This window comes from Burkholderia sp. MSMB1078WGS (assembly GCF_001528895.1).
GTDB lineage: Bacteria > Pseudomonadota > Gammaproteobacteria > Burkholderiales > Burkholderiaceae > Burkholderia.
This window is the reverse complement of record NZ_LPDI01000003.1, coordinates 1-17,376: the sequence shown is the minus strand read 5'-3', so window position 1 is coordinate 17,376 and position 17,376 is coordinate 1. Positions and strand designations below refer to the sequence as shown.

Below are 17,376 nucleotides of genomic sequence, written 5' to 3'. Positions count from 1 at the left end.
GACTCCTCCTGATGTCCTTCGGGCGGGCCGCGCCATGTGCGGGCCTGCATCTGCCGCATGATTTAGCCCCAGCCAATATCGATGGACAATCGAAAGTTCGTCATGGCGGCCATGCATTTTTCTCATGGCCTGCGGCGATAAGCCCTCGACGGCAAGGCCCGCCCGGGCGCCCGATATGCGGATCGGGCATTTCCCCAAGAAACGCTACGCGTGCGCCGCCGCGAGGTACGCGAGCAGCACGGCCCGCAGTTCGCGGCGTTGCGCGGCGAAATCGAGCGCCGGCCCGAGCGTCAGCAACGCCTGCGACAGCCCGCCGTAGCAGATCGTATGGGCCATCCGCGCGAGCCCGTCGAGCCGCACGGCTGGCGGCGGGTCGGCCGCGTGGGCGAGCGCGTCGCGCCACAGCGCGACATAGGCGTCGTAATGCCGGCGATAGGCGGCCAGCGGCGACACCTGCCGCTCCAGCACGAACAGCGCGCTCCACAGCGCCGCGTCGGCGGCGATCGCATCGACCTGGAGGTCGACCAGCGCAGCGGCGAGCTCGGCCCGCGGCGCGCCGCGCAACCGCTGCACCGTGTCGCGCAGCCGGTCGGCCAGCGCCAGCACGCGGCGGTGGATGCAGAGCGCCGCGAGGCTCTGCTTGTCGCCGAAATACTCGTAGAAGGTGCCGATGCTGACGCCTGCGACGGCCGCGATCTCGCGGATCGTCGCCTTCGCGTAGCCGCGTTCGAGCAAAAGCTGAACGAACGCCTGTTGCAGCGCGTCGGAGCTCGCCTGCGCGCGCGACTGGCGCGGCCGGCGGCGCAACGCGGGCGCGGGTTGCGCCGCCGGCGAGCCGGGCGGCGCCGGAACCTGAACATGTCGCGGCGGCATATTTGCTACTCTGAATTCAGCAGGGAATACGTTTCACCGGAAGCCGGAACCCGCGCCGACGCGCCCTCCGTGCGGCACGACGCCGGCCGACCGCGAAGCATGAGACCGGAGACCATCGCGATGACCGACTCGACTCACGCCGTCACGAACCAGTTCGACGAACTCGTCGACTATAACCTCTTCGCGACGGATCTCGCGTTGCGCGACGCGCTCGCCCGGGCGGGCGCCGACTGGGCCGTGCCGCAGCTCGACGCGTACGGTGCGTGGCTCGGCAGCGCCGATACCGCGCGGCTCGCCGACGAAGCGAACCGCCACACGCCGGAACTGAACGCGTTCGACCGGCGCGGCCGACGCATCGACCGCGTCGATTTCCATCCCGCATGGCACGCACTACTCGGCCTGTATCGTCACGAAGGCTTCGTGTCGCTCGCGTTCCGCGACGCGCGCCGCGGCCGCTGGGCCGCGACCGCCGCCGGCTTCTACCTGCACGGCCAGATCGAGGCCGGCACGCTGTGCCCCGCGACGATGACGCAGGCCGCGATCCCCGTGCTGCAGAAGGAGCCGGCGCTGTGGGGCCTGCTGCGCGACAAGCTCTACAGCGACGACTACGATCCGCGCGACGTGCCGGTCGCCGACAAGCGCGCGATCTGGTTCGGCATGGGCATGACCGAGAAACAGGGCGGCTCCGACGTGCGCGCGAACACGACGCTCGCCACGCCGGCCGGCGCGGGCGGGCGCGGCGGCGAATACCGGCTGCGCGGCCACAAGTGGTTCTTCTCCGCGCCGATGTGCGACGCACACCTCGTCGTCGCGCGCACCGAAGCCGGCGGCCCCTCGTGCTTCTACGTGCCGCGCTGGCGGCCGGACGGCACGAAGAACGCGGTCGAGATCCAGCGGCTGAAGAACAAGGTCGGCAACCGCAGCAACTCGAGCAGCGAGATCGAGCTGAACGATGCATGGGGGATCATGCTCGGCGACGAAGGCCGCGGCATTCCGACCATCATCGAGATGGCCACCTATACGCGACTGAACTGCGTGCTCGGCAGCGCGGCGATGCTGCGCCAGGGCGTCGTGCAGGCGATCGCGTACACGCGCCGGCGCCACGCATTCGGCCGCGCGCTCGCCGAGCAGCCGCTGATGCGTACCGTACTCGCCGATCTCGCGCTGGAGAGCGAAGCGGCGCTGTCGCTCGCGATGCGGCTCGCCGACGCGTTCGAGCGCGACGACTCGCCGCGCGAACGCGCATGGAAGCGGATCGTCACGCCCGCCGCGAAATTCTGGGTCTGCAAGCGCGCGGTCGAGCTGACCGGCGAGGTGATGGAAGTGTTCGGCGGCAACGGCTACGTCGACGACGGCCCGATCGCACGCCTCTTCCGCGAGGCGCCCGTCAATTCGATCTGGGAAGGCTCGGGTAACGTGATGTGCCTCGACGTGCTGCGCGCGGTATCGCGCGAGCCCGACGCGGCCGCCGCGCTGTTCGACGAACTGGCCGGCCTCGGTGCGGGCGAACCGCGCATTCGCGCGGCGCTCGACGCGTTGCGCGCGATGCTCGCCGCCCCGGCCGACACGCTCGAAGCATCGGGCCGCGTGTTCGCGCAACGGCTCGCGATCGTCGCGCAGGCGTGCCTGCTGCGCCGCGATGCGCCGGCGGCCGTCGCCGACGCGTTCGTCGCGACGCGGCTCGCCGGGCCCGACTGGGGCCGCGTTGCGGGCGGCTTCGATCCGCATGCGATCGACGTCGCCGCGCTGCTGCAACGCGCGTACCCGGCCTGACCCCAGCCCGCTCACCCGAATCCGCAGTCGTCCGCCCGCCCCGGAGCCTCGATGAACCTCGTCGCCGCCCTCGACCGCGCCGCCCGCGCAACGCCCGACAAGCCCTTCCTCGTCAACGAATCCGCGACGATCACGTATGCGGTCGCACGCGAGCGTTCGCACCGCGCGGCGGCCGTGCTGAGCGCGCTCGGCGTCGCGGCCGGCGATCGCGTCGCCGCGATGTGCTTCAACACGCCGGCCTTCGTCGACCTGATGTTCGGCGCATGGCGCCTCGGCGCGGCATTCGTGCCGATCAACCACAAGCTGCAGGCGCCGGAAGTCGACTACGTGCTCGAACACAGCGGCAGCAAGGCCCTGCTGTTCGACGTGGCGCTCGCGCCGGTGGTCGAGCGCATCGTGCATCCGGCGCGGCGTCTCGTGACCGAGGGCGAACTCGACGGCGTGCCGAACTTCGACACGATGTGCGCGACGATGGACGGCCTCGCGGGCATCGAGCCGGCCGACGACGACATCGCGCAGATCCTCTACACGTCCGGCACGACCGGCCGTCCGAAGGGTTGCGTGCACAGTCATCGCACGGTGACGCTCGCGGCGATGCAGGCGGCGCTCGCGACCGGGATCGGCCGCCACGAGCGCACGCTGATGGCGATGCCGATCTGGCATTCGTCGCCGCTGAACAACTGGTTCGGCGGCACGCTGTACGCGGGCGGCACCGTCGTGCTGCTGCGCGAATACCATCCGCTGCGCTTCCTGCAGACCGTCGAGCGCGAGCGCGTGACGCTGTATTTCGGCGCGCCGGTGTCGTATACGCTGCCGCTCGACACGATCGACGGCTTCGCGGCATTCGACCTGTCGAGCGTGCGCGCGTGGCTGTACGGCGGCGGCCCGATCGGCGCCGCGCAGGCCGAACGGCTCGCCCACGCGTACCGCAGCCACGCGTTCTTCCACGTGTACGGGATGACGGAAACCGGGCCGGCCGGCACGACGCTGTATCCGGACGAGCAGATCGCGAAGGCCGGCTCGATCGGCCGCCAGGGCGGCCCGGGCGTCGACCTGCGGGTCGTGCGGATGGACGGCGTCGATGCGCGGCCGGGCGAAACCGGCGAGATCTGGCTCAAGGCCGACAGCATGATGCTCGGCTATCTCGACGACGCGGCCGCGACGCGCGCCGCGTTCGCGCCGCACGGCTGGTATCGCACCGGCGACCTCGCACGGATCGATCAGGATGGCTATCTGTTCATCGTCGACCGGCTGAAGGACATGATCGTCACCGGCGGCGAGAACGTCTATTCGAAGGAAGTGGAGGACGTGCTCGGCGCGCACCCGGACATCGCCGAGGCGGCCGTCGTCGGCGTCCCGCATCCGGACTGGGGCGAGACGGTCGTCGCGCACGTCGTGTTGCGGGCGAACGCGGCGCCCGATGCGGATGCGCTGCGCACGTTCTGCGGCGAGCGGCTCGCCGCGTACAAGGTCCCGCGCGAATTCACGTTCGTGCAGGCGCTGCCGCGCACGCCGACCGGCAAGCTGCAGAAGTTTTTGCTGCGCGTGCGCGGCGAGTAGCCCCGCTCGCGCCGATAAAAAAAGCCACCGGGTCGTTATTACGGCCCGGTGGCTTTTTCACGTGCCTGAACGGTCGGGCAGCGGCCTTCGCCGCCACCCGCGAATCAGAACATCAGCAGCCTGCTTACTTCCCGCCGATGCTCTTCAGCGGCTTCCAGTCGCCCTTCTCGACCTTGTACATCGTGATGCCGCCGTTCTTCAGGTCGCCCTTCGCGTCATACGCGACGTGCGTCGACGTGACGCCGGCCATGTCGGTCTTCGCGAGCACCGGCAGGTACTTCGCCGGATCGGTCGAATCGGCCTTCTTCATCGCGTTCAGCATCGCCATCGCGCCGTCGTACGCGTAAGGCGAGTACGTCTGCACGTCTTCGCCGAAGCGCTTCTTGTACTTGTCGGCGTAAGCCTTGCCGCCCGGCATTTCTTCCAGCGGCAGGCCGGCCAGCGACGCGATCGTGCCTTCGGCCGCGGCACCCGCGATCTTCAGGAACGTCGGCGTCTTCACCATTTCGCCGCTCATCAGCGGTGCGGTGATGCCGAGCGCCTTCATCTGCTTGACCATCGGCGCTGCCTGCGAATCCGCGCCGCCGTAGTAGACGAGGTCCGGCTTCGCCGCCTTCAGCTTCGTCAGAATCGCCTTGAAGTCGACTGCCTTGTCGTTCGTGAATTCACGGTCGACGATCGTCGCGCCGCCGGCCTTCGCGGCCTTCTCGAACTGGTCGGCGAGACCTTGGCCGTAGGCCGTGCGGTCGTCGACGATCGCGATCTTCTTCATGCCGAGATCCTTCGACGCGAACGTGCCGGCCACCGAGCCCTGCTGCGTGTCGGACGTCATCATGCGGAAGGTCGTCTTGTAGCCCTGCTGCGTGTATTCCGGCGCCGTCGCCATCGCGATTTCCGGAATGCCCGCGTTCGCGTAGATGCGCGATGCGGGAATCGTCGTGCCCGAGTTGAAGTGGCCGAGCATGCCCTTGATGCCGTCGTCGACCAGCTTCTGGGCGACCGTCGTGCCCGTACGCGGGTCAGCCTGGTCGTCCTGCGTGTCGAGCACGAACTTCACGGCCTTGCCGCCGATCTTCGGGTTCGTCGCGTTGAAGTCTTCCAGCGCGAGCACGATCCCGTTCTGCATATCCTTGCCGTAGTGCGCCTGCGCGCCCGTCATCGGCCCTGCGTAACCGATCTTCACGTCATCCGCATGGGCCGTCCCCGCCAGCGACATGACCGCGACGAACGTCGCGCCTGCCACCTTTTTCATCGTGTGTTGCATAGCATCTCCTTGGTACCAGGGTAAATGGAGCGGCTTCGGGATCGCCTTGCCGCTTCCTTTGTTTGATCCGAACGGCAAGGATGATCAGCCGATCGTCATCAAATTCGCATTGCCGCCCGCCGCGGCCGTGTTCACGCTCACCGAGCGCTCCGTCAGGAGCCGTTCGAGCGCGTAGTCCTCCGCGTCGCCGTTCTCGAACGCGCCCACCGACACGCCCTGCACCGACACGATCGGGCCCGGCCGCTGCGCGACGTCCTTCACGAGCGTCTGCAGCTCGTCGCTGTCGCCTTCGAACAGCACCGCGTCGAACGGCGCGTCGGCCTGCTTGCGCACGGCCGCGTGCGCCTTCAGCGACGCCGGCAGCGCGGCAACCAGCGCCTCGCCCGCCGCGCCGGCGAACAGTGCGCGGTTGCCCGTCGCCAGCACCGCCGCGAACTGCGCACGCGCGCCGCCCGGCGTGGCCGCGACACACAGCACCGTGCCGCGCGGGCCGAGTGTATACGTGTTTCGCTCGCCCGTCGGGCCGGTCAGCACGGCGGTCGCGCCGGCCGGCACCTGCGCGAGATAGCCGTCGCAACGCGCGGCCAGCGCCGGCTCGCGCTGCTCGATCAGCCAGTCGCGCAGCGTCGTGAGCGCCGCCGCCGGGTTGCCGCGCGCATCGCTTTCGGTCGCGCCGTCCGCCATCAGCGACTGCGCGAGCGAACGCGGCAGGCCCGACGGACGCGTCGCGAGCAGGCGCTGCAGGTACAGCGCGCCGCCGGCCTTCGGGCCCGTGCCCGACAGCCCCTCGCCGCCGAACGGCTGCACGCCGACCACCGCGCCGATCACGTTGCGGTTCACGTAGATGTTGCCCACGTGCGCATTCGAGATCACGTGCGCGATCGTCTCGTCGATCCGCGTGTGGATACCGAGCGTGAGCCCGTAGCCGGTCGCGCGGATCTGCTCGAGCAGCTTGTCGAGCTGGTTGCGGCGGTAGCGCACCACGTGCAGCACGGGGCCGAACACTTCGCGCTTCAACTCGTCGATGCTGCCGATCTCGATCAGCGTCGGCGGCACGAACGTGCCGTGCGCGCAGGCATCGGGCATCGGCAGTTGCGTGACCGCGTGGCCCTTGTCCTTCATCGCCGCGACGTGCGCGTCGATCGTCTGCTTCGCTTCGGCGTCGATCACCGGGCCGACGTCGGTCGACAGCCGGTCGGGGTTGCCGAGCGCCAGCTCGTGCATCGCGCCCTTGAGCATCGTCAGCGTGCGGTCCGCGACGTCGTCCTGCAGACACAGAACGCGCAGCGCCGAACACCGTTGACCGGCCGAGTCGAACGACGACTGCATCACGTCCGCGACGACCTGCTCCGCGAGCGCCGACGAGTCGACGATCATCGCGTTCTGGCCGCCCGTTTCGGCGATCAGCGGGATCGGCTTGCCGTCCGGGTCGAGGCGCGCGGCGAGCGTCTTGTTGATCAGGCGCGCGACTTCGGTCGATCCCGTGAACATCACCGCACGCGTACGCGGATCGGCGACCAGCGCCGCGCCGACGGTTTCGCCCGTGCCCGGCAGCAACTGCACCGCACCGGCCGGCACCCCGGCCTCGCGCAGCAGTCGCACGGCTTGCGCGGCGATCAGCGGCGTCTGTTCGGCCGGCTTCGCGAGCACCGTGTTGCCGGCGGCGAGCGCCGCGGCTACCTGGCCCATGAAGATCGCGAGCGGGAAGTTCCACGGGCTGATGCAAACCACGGGGCCGAGCGGACGGTGCGTGTCGTTCGAGAATTCGCCGCGGATCTGCGCCGCGTAGTAGCGCAGGAAGTCGACCGCCTCGCGGATCTCGGCGATCGCGTTCGGCAGCGATTTGCCGGCTTCGCGCACGATCAGGCCCATCAGCGTGTGCATCTGCGCTTCGAGCAGATCGGCCGCGCGCACCAGGCAATCGGCGCGCGCGTCGACCGGCGTCGCCTGCCAGATCGGCGCGGCGGCCACCGCGTGCGCGAGCGCCGCGCTCACGTGTTCGGCCGTCGCTTCGCTGACCGTGCCGACCACGTCGCGCAGGTCGGCCGGGTTGCGCACGTCGCGCGCCGGTGCGTCGGCGAGCGCGTCGTCGGCGAGCATCGGCGCCGCGCGCCACGGATGGTGCGCGCTCGCGAGCAGCGCGGACGACAGCGACGCGAGACGGTGTTCGTTCGACAGGTCGAGGCCCATCGAGTTGGGACGCTCGTCGCCATACAGATTGCGCGGCAGCGGGATCTTCGCGTGCGGCGCGCCGAGCGGCACGACCTTCGATGCCTCGTCGACCGGATCGGCGACCAGCTCCTTCACCGATACCGTCTTGTCGGCGATGCGGTTCACGAACGACGTGTTCGCGCCGTTTTCCAGCAGACGGCGTACCAGATACGCGAGCAGCGTCTCGTGCGTGCCGACCGGTGCGTACACCCGGCACGGACGGTTCAGCTTGTCGCGGCCCGTGACTTCCTCGTACAGCGGCTCGCCCATCCCGTGCAGGCACTGGAATTCGTACTGGCCCGGGTAGTAGTTCTGGCCGGCCAGGTGATAGATCGCGGCCAGCGTGTACGCGTTGTGCGTCGCGAACTGCGGATATACGGCGTCCGGCGCTGCGAGCAGCTTCTTCGCGCACGCGAGGTACGACACGTCGGTGTAGATCTTGCGCGTGTAGACCGGATAGCCTTCGAGGCCGTCCACCTGCGCCCGCTTGATTTCGGTATCCCAGTACGCGCCCTTCACGAGGCGGATCATCAGGCGGTGACGGCTGCGGCGCGCGAGGTCGATCAGGTAGTCGATCACGAACGGGCAGCGCTTCTGGTAGCCCTGCACGACGAAGCCGATGCCGTTCCAGCCAGCGAGCTCCGGATCGAAGCAGAGCGCCTCGAGCAGGTCGAGCGACAGTTCGAGGCGGTCGGCCTCTTCCGCGTCGATGTTCAGGCCGATGTCGTAGCGGCGCGCGAGCAGCGCGAGCGCGCGCACGCGCGGCAGCAGCTCGCTCATCGTGCGGTCCTGCTGCGAGCGCGAGTAGCGCGCGTGCAGCGCCGACAGCTTGATCGAGATGCCCGGGCCTTCGTAGATGCCGCGGCCGCCGGCCGCCTTGCCGATCGCATGGATCGCCTGTTCGTACGACGCGTAGTAGCGCTGCGCATCCTCTTCGGTCGTCGCCGCTTCGCCGAGCATGTCGTACGAATAGCGGAAGCCGCGCGCTTCGTACTTGCGGCTGTTCGCGAGCGCCTCGGAAATCGTTTCGCCGGTGACGAACTGTTCGCCCATCAGACGCATCGCCATGTCGACGCCCTTGCGGATCAGCGGCTCGCCGCCGCGACCGATCAGGCGCGTGAGCGCCGACGACAGGCCCGCTTCGCTGTTGGTCGTCACGAGCTTGCCGGTGATCATCAGCCCCCAGGTCGCCGCGTTCACGAACAGCGACGGCGCGTGGCCGACGTGCGAACGCCAGTCCCCCTTGCTGATCTTGTCGCGGATCAGCGCGTCGCGCGTCGCGCGATCGGGAATGCGCAGCAGCGCTTCGGCGAGGCACATCAGCGCGACGCCTTCCTGGCTCGACAGCGAGAACTCGTGGATCAGCCCTTCGACGCCGCCGCCCGAGCTCTTCTCGCGCAGCGCCTCGACCAGCTTCGTCGCGAGCGCCTGCACGTCCGCCTGCAGGTTCGCGGGCAGACGCGCCTGGCCGAGCAGGAACGGCACGCATTCCGGTTCCGGACGGCGGTACGCGGCCGTGATCGCCGCGCGCAGCACCGATTGCGGCTGCACGTTTTGCGCGAACTCGAGGAACGGATGCGGCGAGTTGTCGTCGTCGCCGTCCGCGGCCTGCCCGTCGGCGAGCTCCGTCACCCCGCTGTGGCCCGACAGCTCGGGCGGCAACTGGCCGTGCTCGATCCGCTCGAGATACGCGAAGATCGCCTGCTTGATCAGCCAGTGGGGAGTGCGCTCGAGACGCGCGGCGGCGTCCTTGAGGCGCGAGCGGAGAAGATCGTCGACTTTGACGCCGAGAGTCGTGCTTGCCATGGTGGGTTCGTGCGCCGGTGCGAGCCCGGCTGTGTGGTGTAAGAGGATGCGCGAAATCCTACGGCACGCAATAAAAAGGTGCAACCAAATTGAGAGATAGGTTGCACCCATGAGTTAGTCAATATAATCAGACACTTATGCAGTTGCAACCTAGGGGTTGCCCGTGGTCTCGGGATCGGTGTTTTCCCTGATCGGGCAAATTCGACGGGCGTGTGCAACCGTCGGCCTGCGCGAGAGCGGCCGAAAACGGGTTGCACTGGGGTGACAGGGTGCGGTGCCGGCCCGGCGTCGAGCCAAGCGACGGGAGACGACGATTCGGGGCCGCCCGGCGGCCCGGGTTACCGGCATTCGGCCGCGGCCCGCGCGACGGCCGCGTGGATGCCGTTCAGATATCGAGCGGATCGACCTCGACGCTCCACCGCAGCACGCCCTTCAGCGCGCGCAGCGCCGGCTGCCACGCGCGCAGCGCATGCTGCAGCGCCGCCCGCGACGCGCTTTCGAGCAGCAACTGCGCGCGGTGGACGTTCGCAACCTTCACGATCGTCATCGGCACCGCGTCGTACACGGTCACGCGATCGGCGCCCGGCAGCCCCGGCAACGCGGCCGCGGCCTGCAGCAGGAACGCGAGCGCCGCGTCGAGCGTGCGCCCTTCGGCGCGCAGCAGTGCCTGGTAGACGAACGGCGGCAAGTGCGCGTCCCGACGCTCGCCGAGCGTCGAATTCGCGAAGCCCACGTAGTCCTGCCGCCCGAGCGCGTGGTACAGCGCGTGACGCGGATAGCGCGTCTGCACCAACACCTCGCCCGGCAGCCCGGCGCGCCCCGCGCGGCCGCTCACCTGCATCAGCTGCGCGAACAGCCGCTCGCTCGCGCGGAAGTCGTGCGAGAACAGCGCGGTATCGGCATTGAGCACGCCGACGAGCGATACGCGCTGGAAATCGTGCCCCTTCGCGATCATCTGCGTGCCGACCAGGATATCGACCTCGCCCGCGTGCACGTCGGAAAAAAGCGCCTGCGCGCTGCCCTTGCGGCGCGTGCTGTCCGCGTCGATCCGCAGAATCCGCGCGCCCGGCACGGCCTCGGCGAGCGTCTCCTCGATGCGCTGCGTGCCGCGCCCGAGGGGCGCGATGTCGACGTTCCCGCACTCCGGGCACGACCGCGGAATCCGCGCTTCCCAGCCGCAGTGATGACAGCGCAGCGCGTGCTCGGGCTTGTGCAGCACGACGTACGCGCTGCAGCGCGGGCAGCCGGCCACCCATCCGCATGCGTCGCACGCGAGCTGCGGCGCGTACCCGCGCCGGTTCAGGAACACGAGGCTCTGTTCGCCGCGTTCGAGCCGCGCCTTCAGCGCCGCGACGAGCGGCCCCGACAGGCCGCCCATCGACGCGCGCCCGCGCCGCCGCTCTTCTTCGAGATCGATCAGCCGCACGGTCGGCAGCGCCGCGTCGGCCACCGCGCGGCGCGACAACGTGAGCCGCGTGTAGCGCCCCTGCTCGGCCTGCCACCAGCTTTCGAGCGACGGCGTGGCCGAGCCGAGCACGACCGTGATGCCGAGCTGTTTCGCGCGCCACACGGCCAGATCGCGCGCCGAATAGCGCAGCCCTTCCTGCTGCTTGTACGCGGGCTCGTGCTCCTCGTCGACGACGATCAGCGCGAGCGTCGGCATCGACGCGAGCACCGCGAGGCGCGTGCCGAGCACGATCCGCGCGCGGCCCGTGTGGGCGGCGAGCCAGTTGCGCGCCCGCTCGCCTTCGGCGAGCCCGCTGTGCAGCGTGACGATCGCGTCGTCGGCGAGCGCGCCCGCGAAGCGTGCGCGAAACGCGGCCTCGAACTGCGGCGTCAGGTTGATTTCCGGCACGAGCACGAGCGCCTGTGCGTCCGGCCGCGCGTCGAGCAGCGACGCGAGCGCATGCAGATAGACCTCGGTCTTGCCGCTGCCCGTCACACCGTGCAGCAGGAACGGCGCGAAGCCCTGCGCGGCGCGGAGCGCGTCGAGCGCCTCGGCCTGCTGGTCCGTCAACGCCGGCGGCACAGCCCGTCCACCGCTTGTCGACAGGTTATCCACAGGTTTGGCCACAGGCGCATCGGCCCAGCCGATCTCCTCGACGTCCACCCAGCCGCGCGCCGCCCAGTCGTCGAGCGTCGCGGCCGCCTTCGGATGCAGCGTGCGCGCGTCGGGCAGTGCCAGCGAGCCGGTATCGACCAACGCCTGCGCGAGCCGGCGCAGCGCGGCGCCGCGCGCGGGCAACGCATCGGGCAGCGCCGCGCGGCCGGCTTCGGTCGGCCGGTAGCGCACTTCCGGCGCGAGCAGCCGGCCCCAGCGCCCTGCGTCGCGCAGCGCCTGCGGCAGCGCCGGCAACGCGACTTCGCCGCGCCCGCGCTGATAGTAGTCGGCCGCGAACGACACGAGCGCGAGCCAGTCCGCCGACAGCGGCGGCAGATCGGCGCAGACCGCCTCGACCGCGCGCAGCCGCGACGGCGGCACATCGGTGTGAGTGGCGACTTCGCAGACGAGCCCGACGGCCTGCCGCTTGCCGAACGGCACCTGCACGAGCGTGCCGGGCGCGGGCGCCGGCTGCGCGTCGCAGCGGTAGTCGAACAGGGTCGCGAGCGGATGGTCGAGCGCCACGCGCAGGTAGACGCCGCTCATCGACACGCTCCGGCAGCGGCGACACGTAGCGGACGGACGGCTTGCACCCGCGCCCACGTCGCGGTGGCGAACTTAAAGTAAAACTTCAGATTCGGCGCTAAGTTTTGGATTCGCATTAGGAATCGCCGTATACCCTGCCCAGCCTGTGGATAACTTTGTTGAGAACTCGCCGCTCAACGGCCGCAACGCGCGCGGGGCCGTGCTTTCCGCTGTTTTTCACCGTTTGTCGCTGGCCCCCGCGAAGCCTTATTCCATAAGGCTGCTATTCAAATCACCGAACAATAGCGAGACAAATTGACCGATACGGGGCTCTACCGCGGTGCAACGTGGAAAATGTGTATAAGTCAAGTCTTGACAAGCACCGAATCGGCGACGGGAGCGGGGTTGCGTCCTGTTTAGTTTCAACGACGAAACGCCGTCATTGCGCGGCGCAGCATGACGGCGCTTGCATTCAGTCCGCCGCTCCGCTACGGATCGCGCGGCTGTGGGTATGCACTTCGTCGACGAGTTCGGCGACGTGATCGGGCGACGTGAATTGCGAAATACCGTGCCCGAGGTTGAACACGTGGCCCGGATGGTTGCCGTAGCTGTCGAGCACCGCGCGCGCCTGTTCGCGCACCGCGGCCGGCGGTGCAAACAGGATCGTCGGGTCGAGGTTGCCCTGCAGCGCCACTCGCCCCGCGACGCGCTCGCGCGCGGCACCGAGGTTGACCGTCCAGTCGAGCCCGACCGCGTCGACGCCGGTCGCCGCGATCTCCTCGAGCCACAGCCCGCCGCCCTTCGTGAACGTGATCACCGGCACGCGCTCGCCGTCGTGTTCGCGCTTGAGCTGCGACACCACGCGGCGGATGTAATCGAGCGAGAAGCGCTGGTACGCGCCGTCGGCCAGCGCGCCGCCCCACGTATCGAAGATCATCACGGCCTGCGCGCCCGCATCGATCTGCGCGTTCAGGTACGCGGCCACCGCCTGCGCGTTCACGTCGAGGATCCGGTGCATCAGGTCGGGGCGCGAATACGCCATCGACTTCACCGTGCGGAAATCGTCCGAGCCGCCGCCTTCGACCATGTAGCACGCGAGCGTCCACGGGCTGCCCGAGAAGCCGATCAGCGGCACGCGCTGACGGCCCTGGCCGTCGGTGAGCGCGCGACGGATCTCGCGCACGGCGCCCGTCACGTAGCCGAGCGTCTCCTCGATGTCCGGCACCGCGAGCTTCGCGACGTCGGCCTCGGTGCGCACCGGATGCGCGAACTTCGGCCCTTCGCCGACCTGGAAGTCGAGGCCGAGCCCCATCGCGTCAGGAATCGTCAGGATGTCCGAGAACAGGATCGCGGCGTCGAGCGGGAAGCGCTCGAGCGGCTGCAGCGTCACTTCGGTCGCGTAGTCGGGATGCTTCGCGAGGCCGAGGAAGCTGCCGGCGCGCGCGCGCGTCGCGTTGTATTCGGGCAGGTAGCGGCCGGCCTGGCGCATCAGCCAGATCGGCGTGTAGTCGGTCGGCTCGCGCAGAAGCGCACGCAGGAAGGTGTCGTTGAGCAGGTTATGGGCCACGGTAGGAGCGACGATGCGAAGGCAAAGCGGCATTTTACCGGACAGCCGCGATCGGACTGCGCATGCCGACGCGATGGCGGCCATATGACGCGCGCGATGGCTCCGCTATGATCGGACGCTGATATCGAACCGAACCAAGGAGGAGACCGATGAAGACATTCGCCACGCTCGCAGCGACCGCATTGCTGTGCTGCACCGCCGCGCACGCGCAGACCGCGGCCGGCACCGCCACGACTGGGCCGGCCGCCGGCACGCGGCTCGACGACGTGCTCGCGCGCGGCGCGCTGCGCGTGTGCACGACGGGCGACTACAAGCCGTATTCGTACTACCGCGCGGACGGCCGCTTCGAGGGCATCGACATCGACATGGCGGAATCGCTCGCGAAATCGCTCGGCGTGAAGACCGACTACGTGAAGACGAGCTGGTCGAACCTCACCAACGACTTCGTCGCGAAGTGCGACATCGCGGTGGGCGGCGTGTCGACGACGCTCGAGCGCCAGAAGCGCGTGTTCTTCACGCAGCCGTACGTGGTCGACGGCAAGACGCCGATCGTGCGCTGCGCGGATGCCGACAAGTACCAGACCGTCGCGCAGATCGACCGGCCCGAGACGCGCGTGATCGTGAATCCGGGCGGCACCAACGAGCGCTTCGCGAAGCAGTTCTTCACGCATGCGAACCTCGCCGTGTATCCGGACAACGTGACGATCTTCAAGCAGATCCTCGCGGGCAAGGCCGACGTGATGGTGACGGATGCATCCGAGACGCTGTTGCAGCAAAAACTGAATCCGGGCCTTTGCTCGGTGCATCCGGACAAGCCGTTCCAGTTCGGCGAGAAGGCGTACATGGTGCCGCGCGGCGACGTCGTGTTCCAGCAGTACGTCGACCAGTGGCTGCATCTTGCGCTGTCCACCGGTGAATATCAGGCGATTTCGGACAAGTGGCTGAAGTAGGCGCGCCCGCGCCACGGCGGCCGGTCACGGGCATCGACCCCGCGGCCGCCGGGCGCCGACCTCTCGCCAGGAGCGGCGCCGGCGTGCCGCCGTTACATCTTCCCTTCGCGCCGCGGCGCTCGCCGTCGGCGCAGCATTCGCGGGATTGGCCGAACGGCCGACTTTCGCGCATTCCGATCACGTTTCAAAATCTTTCTGACGAATGAATCGTCATGCGCGGTATCGATCGCGCCATGCACTTTCTCGCGTGAAAATCGGCAATTCGTCGCGCCCGATACGCGTGAAAAACGCATCGCGCGCATACCTTGAAAACGCGATGGAAAATATGGGTAAAAATGACCTTTTTCAGGACCCCGAAAACAGCAAAAAATCCCGGAAAGCCTTATCTGGCGGGCGTTACAACCTGAAACACTTTGTTACCGCGACGGGTCATTAATTCGCCCACAATGGCCTCAACGGTTTCAACACGGATGCGGTCTCGTGTGCCAAGTGTGAGCGGACGCGAAGCGCTGCGAGCCAGTCGGTCACGTACCGAAGCCCTTCCGAGGGGCATCCCTGTTGGAGTCGTTTCCGGCCCCCCGCCGGATCCGGTTTCATCTTTGGTCTCCTCGCGCTAACCCCGTAGCGTGTGGTTTTTAGCGGGCTAATAAGCCCGCTTTTTTTCGTCCATCGAAAACGTAGCGACCTGCACCGGGCGGCCCGCAGGCCGCCATGTTTTCTCCGCATTTTCCCGTATCGTCTTGCTTCACGCGGTCTTCTGCACGTCGAGCTTCAGCTCCTCGATCATCCGCTCGCGCATCACGAACTTCTGCACCTTGCCCGTCACCGTCATCGGCAGTTCGTCGACGAAGCGGATATAGCGCGGAATCTTGTAGTGCGCGATCTGCCCGTTGCAGAACGCGCGCACGTCGTCCTCGGTCATCTGCTCGCCCGCGCGCAGCACGATCCACGCGCACAGCTCCTCGCCGTACTTCGGATCGGGCACGCCGAACACCTGCGCGCTCTGGATCTTCGGATGCCGGAACAGGAATTCCTCGATCTCGCGCGGATAGACGTTCTCGCCGCCGCGAATCACCATGTCCTTCAGGCGGCCGACGATGTTGCAGTAGCCGTCCTCGTCGAGCGTCGCGAGGTCGCCCGTATGCATCCAGCCGTCGACCAGCACCTCGCGCGTCTTCGCATCGTCGTCCCAGTAACCGAGCATCACCGAATAACCTTTCGTGCACAGCTCGCCCGTCGCGCCGACCGGCACGATGTCGCCAGCCGGATCGACGATCTTCACTTCGAGATGCGGCTGGATGCGGCCGACCGTCGTCGTGCGCTTTTCCAGCGGATCGTCGGTCGAGCTCTGGAACGACACGGGGCTCGTCTCCGTCATCCCGTACGCGATCGTGATTTCGGAAAGATGCATCTGCGACACGACCCGCTTCATCGTCTCGATCGGGCACGGCGAGCCGGCCATGATCCCGGTACGCAGCGTCGACAGGTCGAATTTCGCGAACTCCGGATGATCGAGCTCCGCGATGAACATCGTCGGCACGCCGTGCAGTGCGGTGCACCGTTCCTCGGCCACCGCCGCGAGCGTCGCGACCGGGTCGAACGCTTCGCCGGGGAACACCATCGCGGCGCCCTTCGACACGCACGCGAGCACGGCCAGCACCATCCCGAAGCAGTGATAGAGCGGCACCGGGATGCAGAGCGAATCCTGTTCGGTGAAACGCATCGCCATCGCGATCGAGCGCGCGTTGTTGACGACGTTGCGGTGCGTGAGCGTCGCGCCCTTCGGGCTGCCGGTCGTGCCGCTCGTGAACTGGATATTGATCGGATCGTTGGCCGCGAGCGTCGCGCCGATCGCATCGAGCAGCGCCGGATCGACGGCCTGGCGGCCGCGCGCCATCACGTCCGCGAAGCGGAACATGCCGGCGGGCGCCACCTCGCCCATCGACACGATCGTGCGCAGGCTCGGCACGCGCGCCGCGTGCAGGTCGCCCGGTGTCGCGGTCGCGAGCTCCGGCGCGATCGTCTGCAGCATCTCGACGTACGCGGACGTCTTGAAGCGCTCGGCCGAGATCACGGCCTTGCAGCCGACCTTGTTCAGCGCGTATTCGAGTTCCGACAGCCGGTAGGCCGGATTGATGTTGACGAGCACGGCGCCGATCCGCGCGGTCGCGAACTGCGTGAGCAGCCATTCGCTGCGGTTCGGCGACCAGATGCCGACGCAGTCGCCCTTCACGATCCCGAGCGCCGCGAGCCCGGCGGCCAGCACGTCGACTTCGTCCGCGAACTCGCGCCAGGTCCAGCGCACCTGCTGCTCGCGGAACACGACGGCCGGACGGTCGGGAAAGCGCCCCGCCGTGTCGAGCAGGAACCGGCTGATCGTCGCTTCGGATAGCGGCACGTCGGTTGCGCCGCGCACGTAGGACAGTCCGTTTTCGGGCGCGATCAGCGCCCCCTTGCCAAGGTCTGCTGCCATCGATGTCTCCGTCCGTTTTTGTCCGATCGGCCCGCGCGCGCACCGCGCCCGCCGCCGCAACAATCGCGACGGCCGGCCTCACCGCGGATGATGCCGCGCTCCGCTGACGATACTCTGACATCGAATCGCGGCGTACGGGTGAAATAGCACGACCGGACGATACGATCCGGCCCGCAAAAAACGGACGAAAACGGCGGATCGGGATAGGGGCGGTCAGAGAGTCTGACCGATCCCCTCCCACACCACCCGGCATGCGGGTCCGCACCGGGCGGT

General features: G+C 68.4%; 9 protein-coding genes. 3 read left to right on the top strand and 6 right to left on the bottom strand.

What is annotated here, in order from left to right; translation table 11 throughout:
- Positions 1-204: 204 nt before the first annotated feature.
- Positions 205-873 (bottom strand): TetR/AcrR family transcriptional regulator, encoded by a 669-nt coding sequence (locus WT24_RS00505; protein ID WP_060030414.1) that lies wholly within the window; start codon positions 871-873, stop codon positions 205-207.
- A 120-nt stretch (positions 874-993) separates the two neighbouring features.
- Here WT24_RS00505 and WT24_RS00500 point away from each other — a divergent pair, with 120 nt between their 5' ends.
- Positions 994-2,646, top strand: a complete 1,653-nt coding sequence (locus WT24_RS00500; protein ID WP_060030412.1) for an acyl-CoA dehydrogenase family protein — start codon at positions 994-996, stop codon at positions 2,644-2,646.
- A gap of 51 nt (positions 2,647-2,697) precedes the next feature.
- Complete coding sequence (locus WT24_RS00495; RefSeq protein ID WP_060030410.1) at positions 2,698-4,206, top strand: class I adenylate-forming enzyme family protein; 1,509 nt, start codon at positions 2,698-2,700, stop codon at positions 4,204-4,206.
- A gap of 124 nt (positions 4,207-4,330) precedes the next feature.
- On the opposite strand, the gene WT24_RS00490 is transcribed toward WT24_RS00495, so the two are convergent.
- The 4 genes from WT24_RS00490 to hemE form a co-directional block, all read right to left on the bottom strand.
- A complete protein-coding gene (locus WT24_RS00490; protein ID WP_034209639.1) occupies positions 4,331-5,470 on the bottom strand; it encodes a branched-chain amino acid ABC transporter substrate-binding protein in 1,140 nt (379 codons plus the stop codon).
- An 84-nt stretch (positions 5,471-5,554) separates the two neighbouring features.
- Positions 5,555-9,487, bottom strand: a complete 3,933-nt coding sequence (putA, locus tag WT24_RS00485) for a trifunctional transcriptional regulator/proline dehydrogenase/L-glutamate gamma-semialdehyde dehydrogenase (protein WP_059503176.1) — start codon at positions 9,485-9,487, stop codon at positions 5,555-5,557.
- Between the two features lie 385 nt (positions 9,488-9,872).
- The gene (locus WT24_RS00480) at positions 9,873-12,134 is read right to left on the bottom strand and encodes a primosomal protein N' (protein WP_060030408.1); all 2,262 of its coding nucleotides are present in this window, start codon (positions 12,132-12,134) and stop codon (positions 9,873-9,875) included.
- Between the two features lie 451 nt (positions 12,135-12,585).
- A complete protein-coding gene (gene hemE, locus WT24_RS00475) occupies positions 12,586-13,680 on the bottom strand; it encodes a uroporphyrinogen decarboxylase (RefSeq protein ID WP_306453327.1) in 1,095 nt (364 codons plus the stop codon).
- 149 nt (positions 13,681-13,829) lie between these two features.
- On the opposite strand from hemE, the gene WT24_RS00470 reads away from it, so the two are divergent.
- Positions 13,830-14,630 (top strand): transporter substrate-binding domain-containing protein, encoded by an 801-nt coding sequence (locus tag WT24_RS00470; protein ID WP_060030405.1) that lies wholly within the window; start codon positions 13,830-13,832, stop codon positions 14,628-14,630.
- A 745-nt stretch (positions 14,631-15,375) separates the two neighbouring features.
- On the opposite strand, the gene WT24_RS00465 is transcribed toward WT24_RS00470, so the two are convergent.
- A complete protein-coding gene (locus tag WT24_RS00465) occupies positions 15,376-17,103 on the bottom strand; it encodes an AMP-binding protein (protein ID WP_059791219.1) in 1,728 nt (575 codons plus the stop codon).
- Positions 17,104-17,376: the final 273 nt, after the last annotated feature.

What these genes read in the sequence shown, in the direction of transcription:
- WT24_RS00505 (WP_060030414.1), bottom strand. Translation starts at nt 873, where the DNA reads ATGCCGCCGCGACATGTTCAGGTTCCGGCGCCGCCCGGCTCGCCGGCG.
- WT24_RS00500 (WP_060030412.1), top strand. Translation starts at nt 994, where the DNA reads ATGACCGACTCGACTCACGCCGTCACGAACCAGTTCGACGAACTCGTC.
- WT24_RS00495 (WP_060030410.1), top strand. Translation starts at nt 2,698, where the DNA reads ATGAACCTCGTCGCCGCCCTCGACCGCGCCGCCCGCGCAACGCCCGAC.
- WT24_RS00490 (WP_034209639.1), bottom strand. Translation starts at nt 5,470, where the DNA reads ATGCAACACACGATGAAAAAGGTGGCAGGCGCGACGTTCGTCGCGGTC.
- putA (WP_059503176.1), bottom strand. Translation starts at nt 9,487, where the DNA reads ATGGCAAGCACGACTCTCGGCGTCAAAGTCGACGATCTTCTCCGCTCG.
- WT24_RS00480 (WP_060030408.1), bottom strand. Translation starts at nt 12,134, where the DNA reads ATGAGCGGCGTCTACCTGCGCGTGGCGCTCGACCATCCGCTCGCGACC.
- WT24_RS00470 (WP_060030405.1), top strand. Translation starts at nt 13,830, where the DNA reads ATGAAGACATTCGCCACGCTCGCAGCGACCGCATTGCTGTGCTGCACC.
- WT24_RS00465 (WP_059791219.1), bottom strand. Translation starts at nt 17,103, where the DNA reads ATGGCAGCAGACCTTGGCAAGGGGGCGCTGATCGCGCCCGAAAACGGA.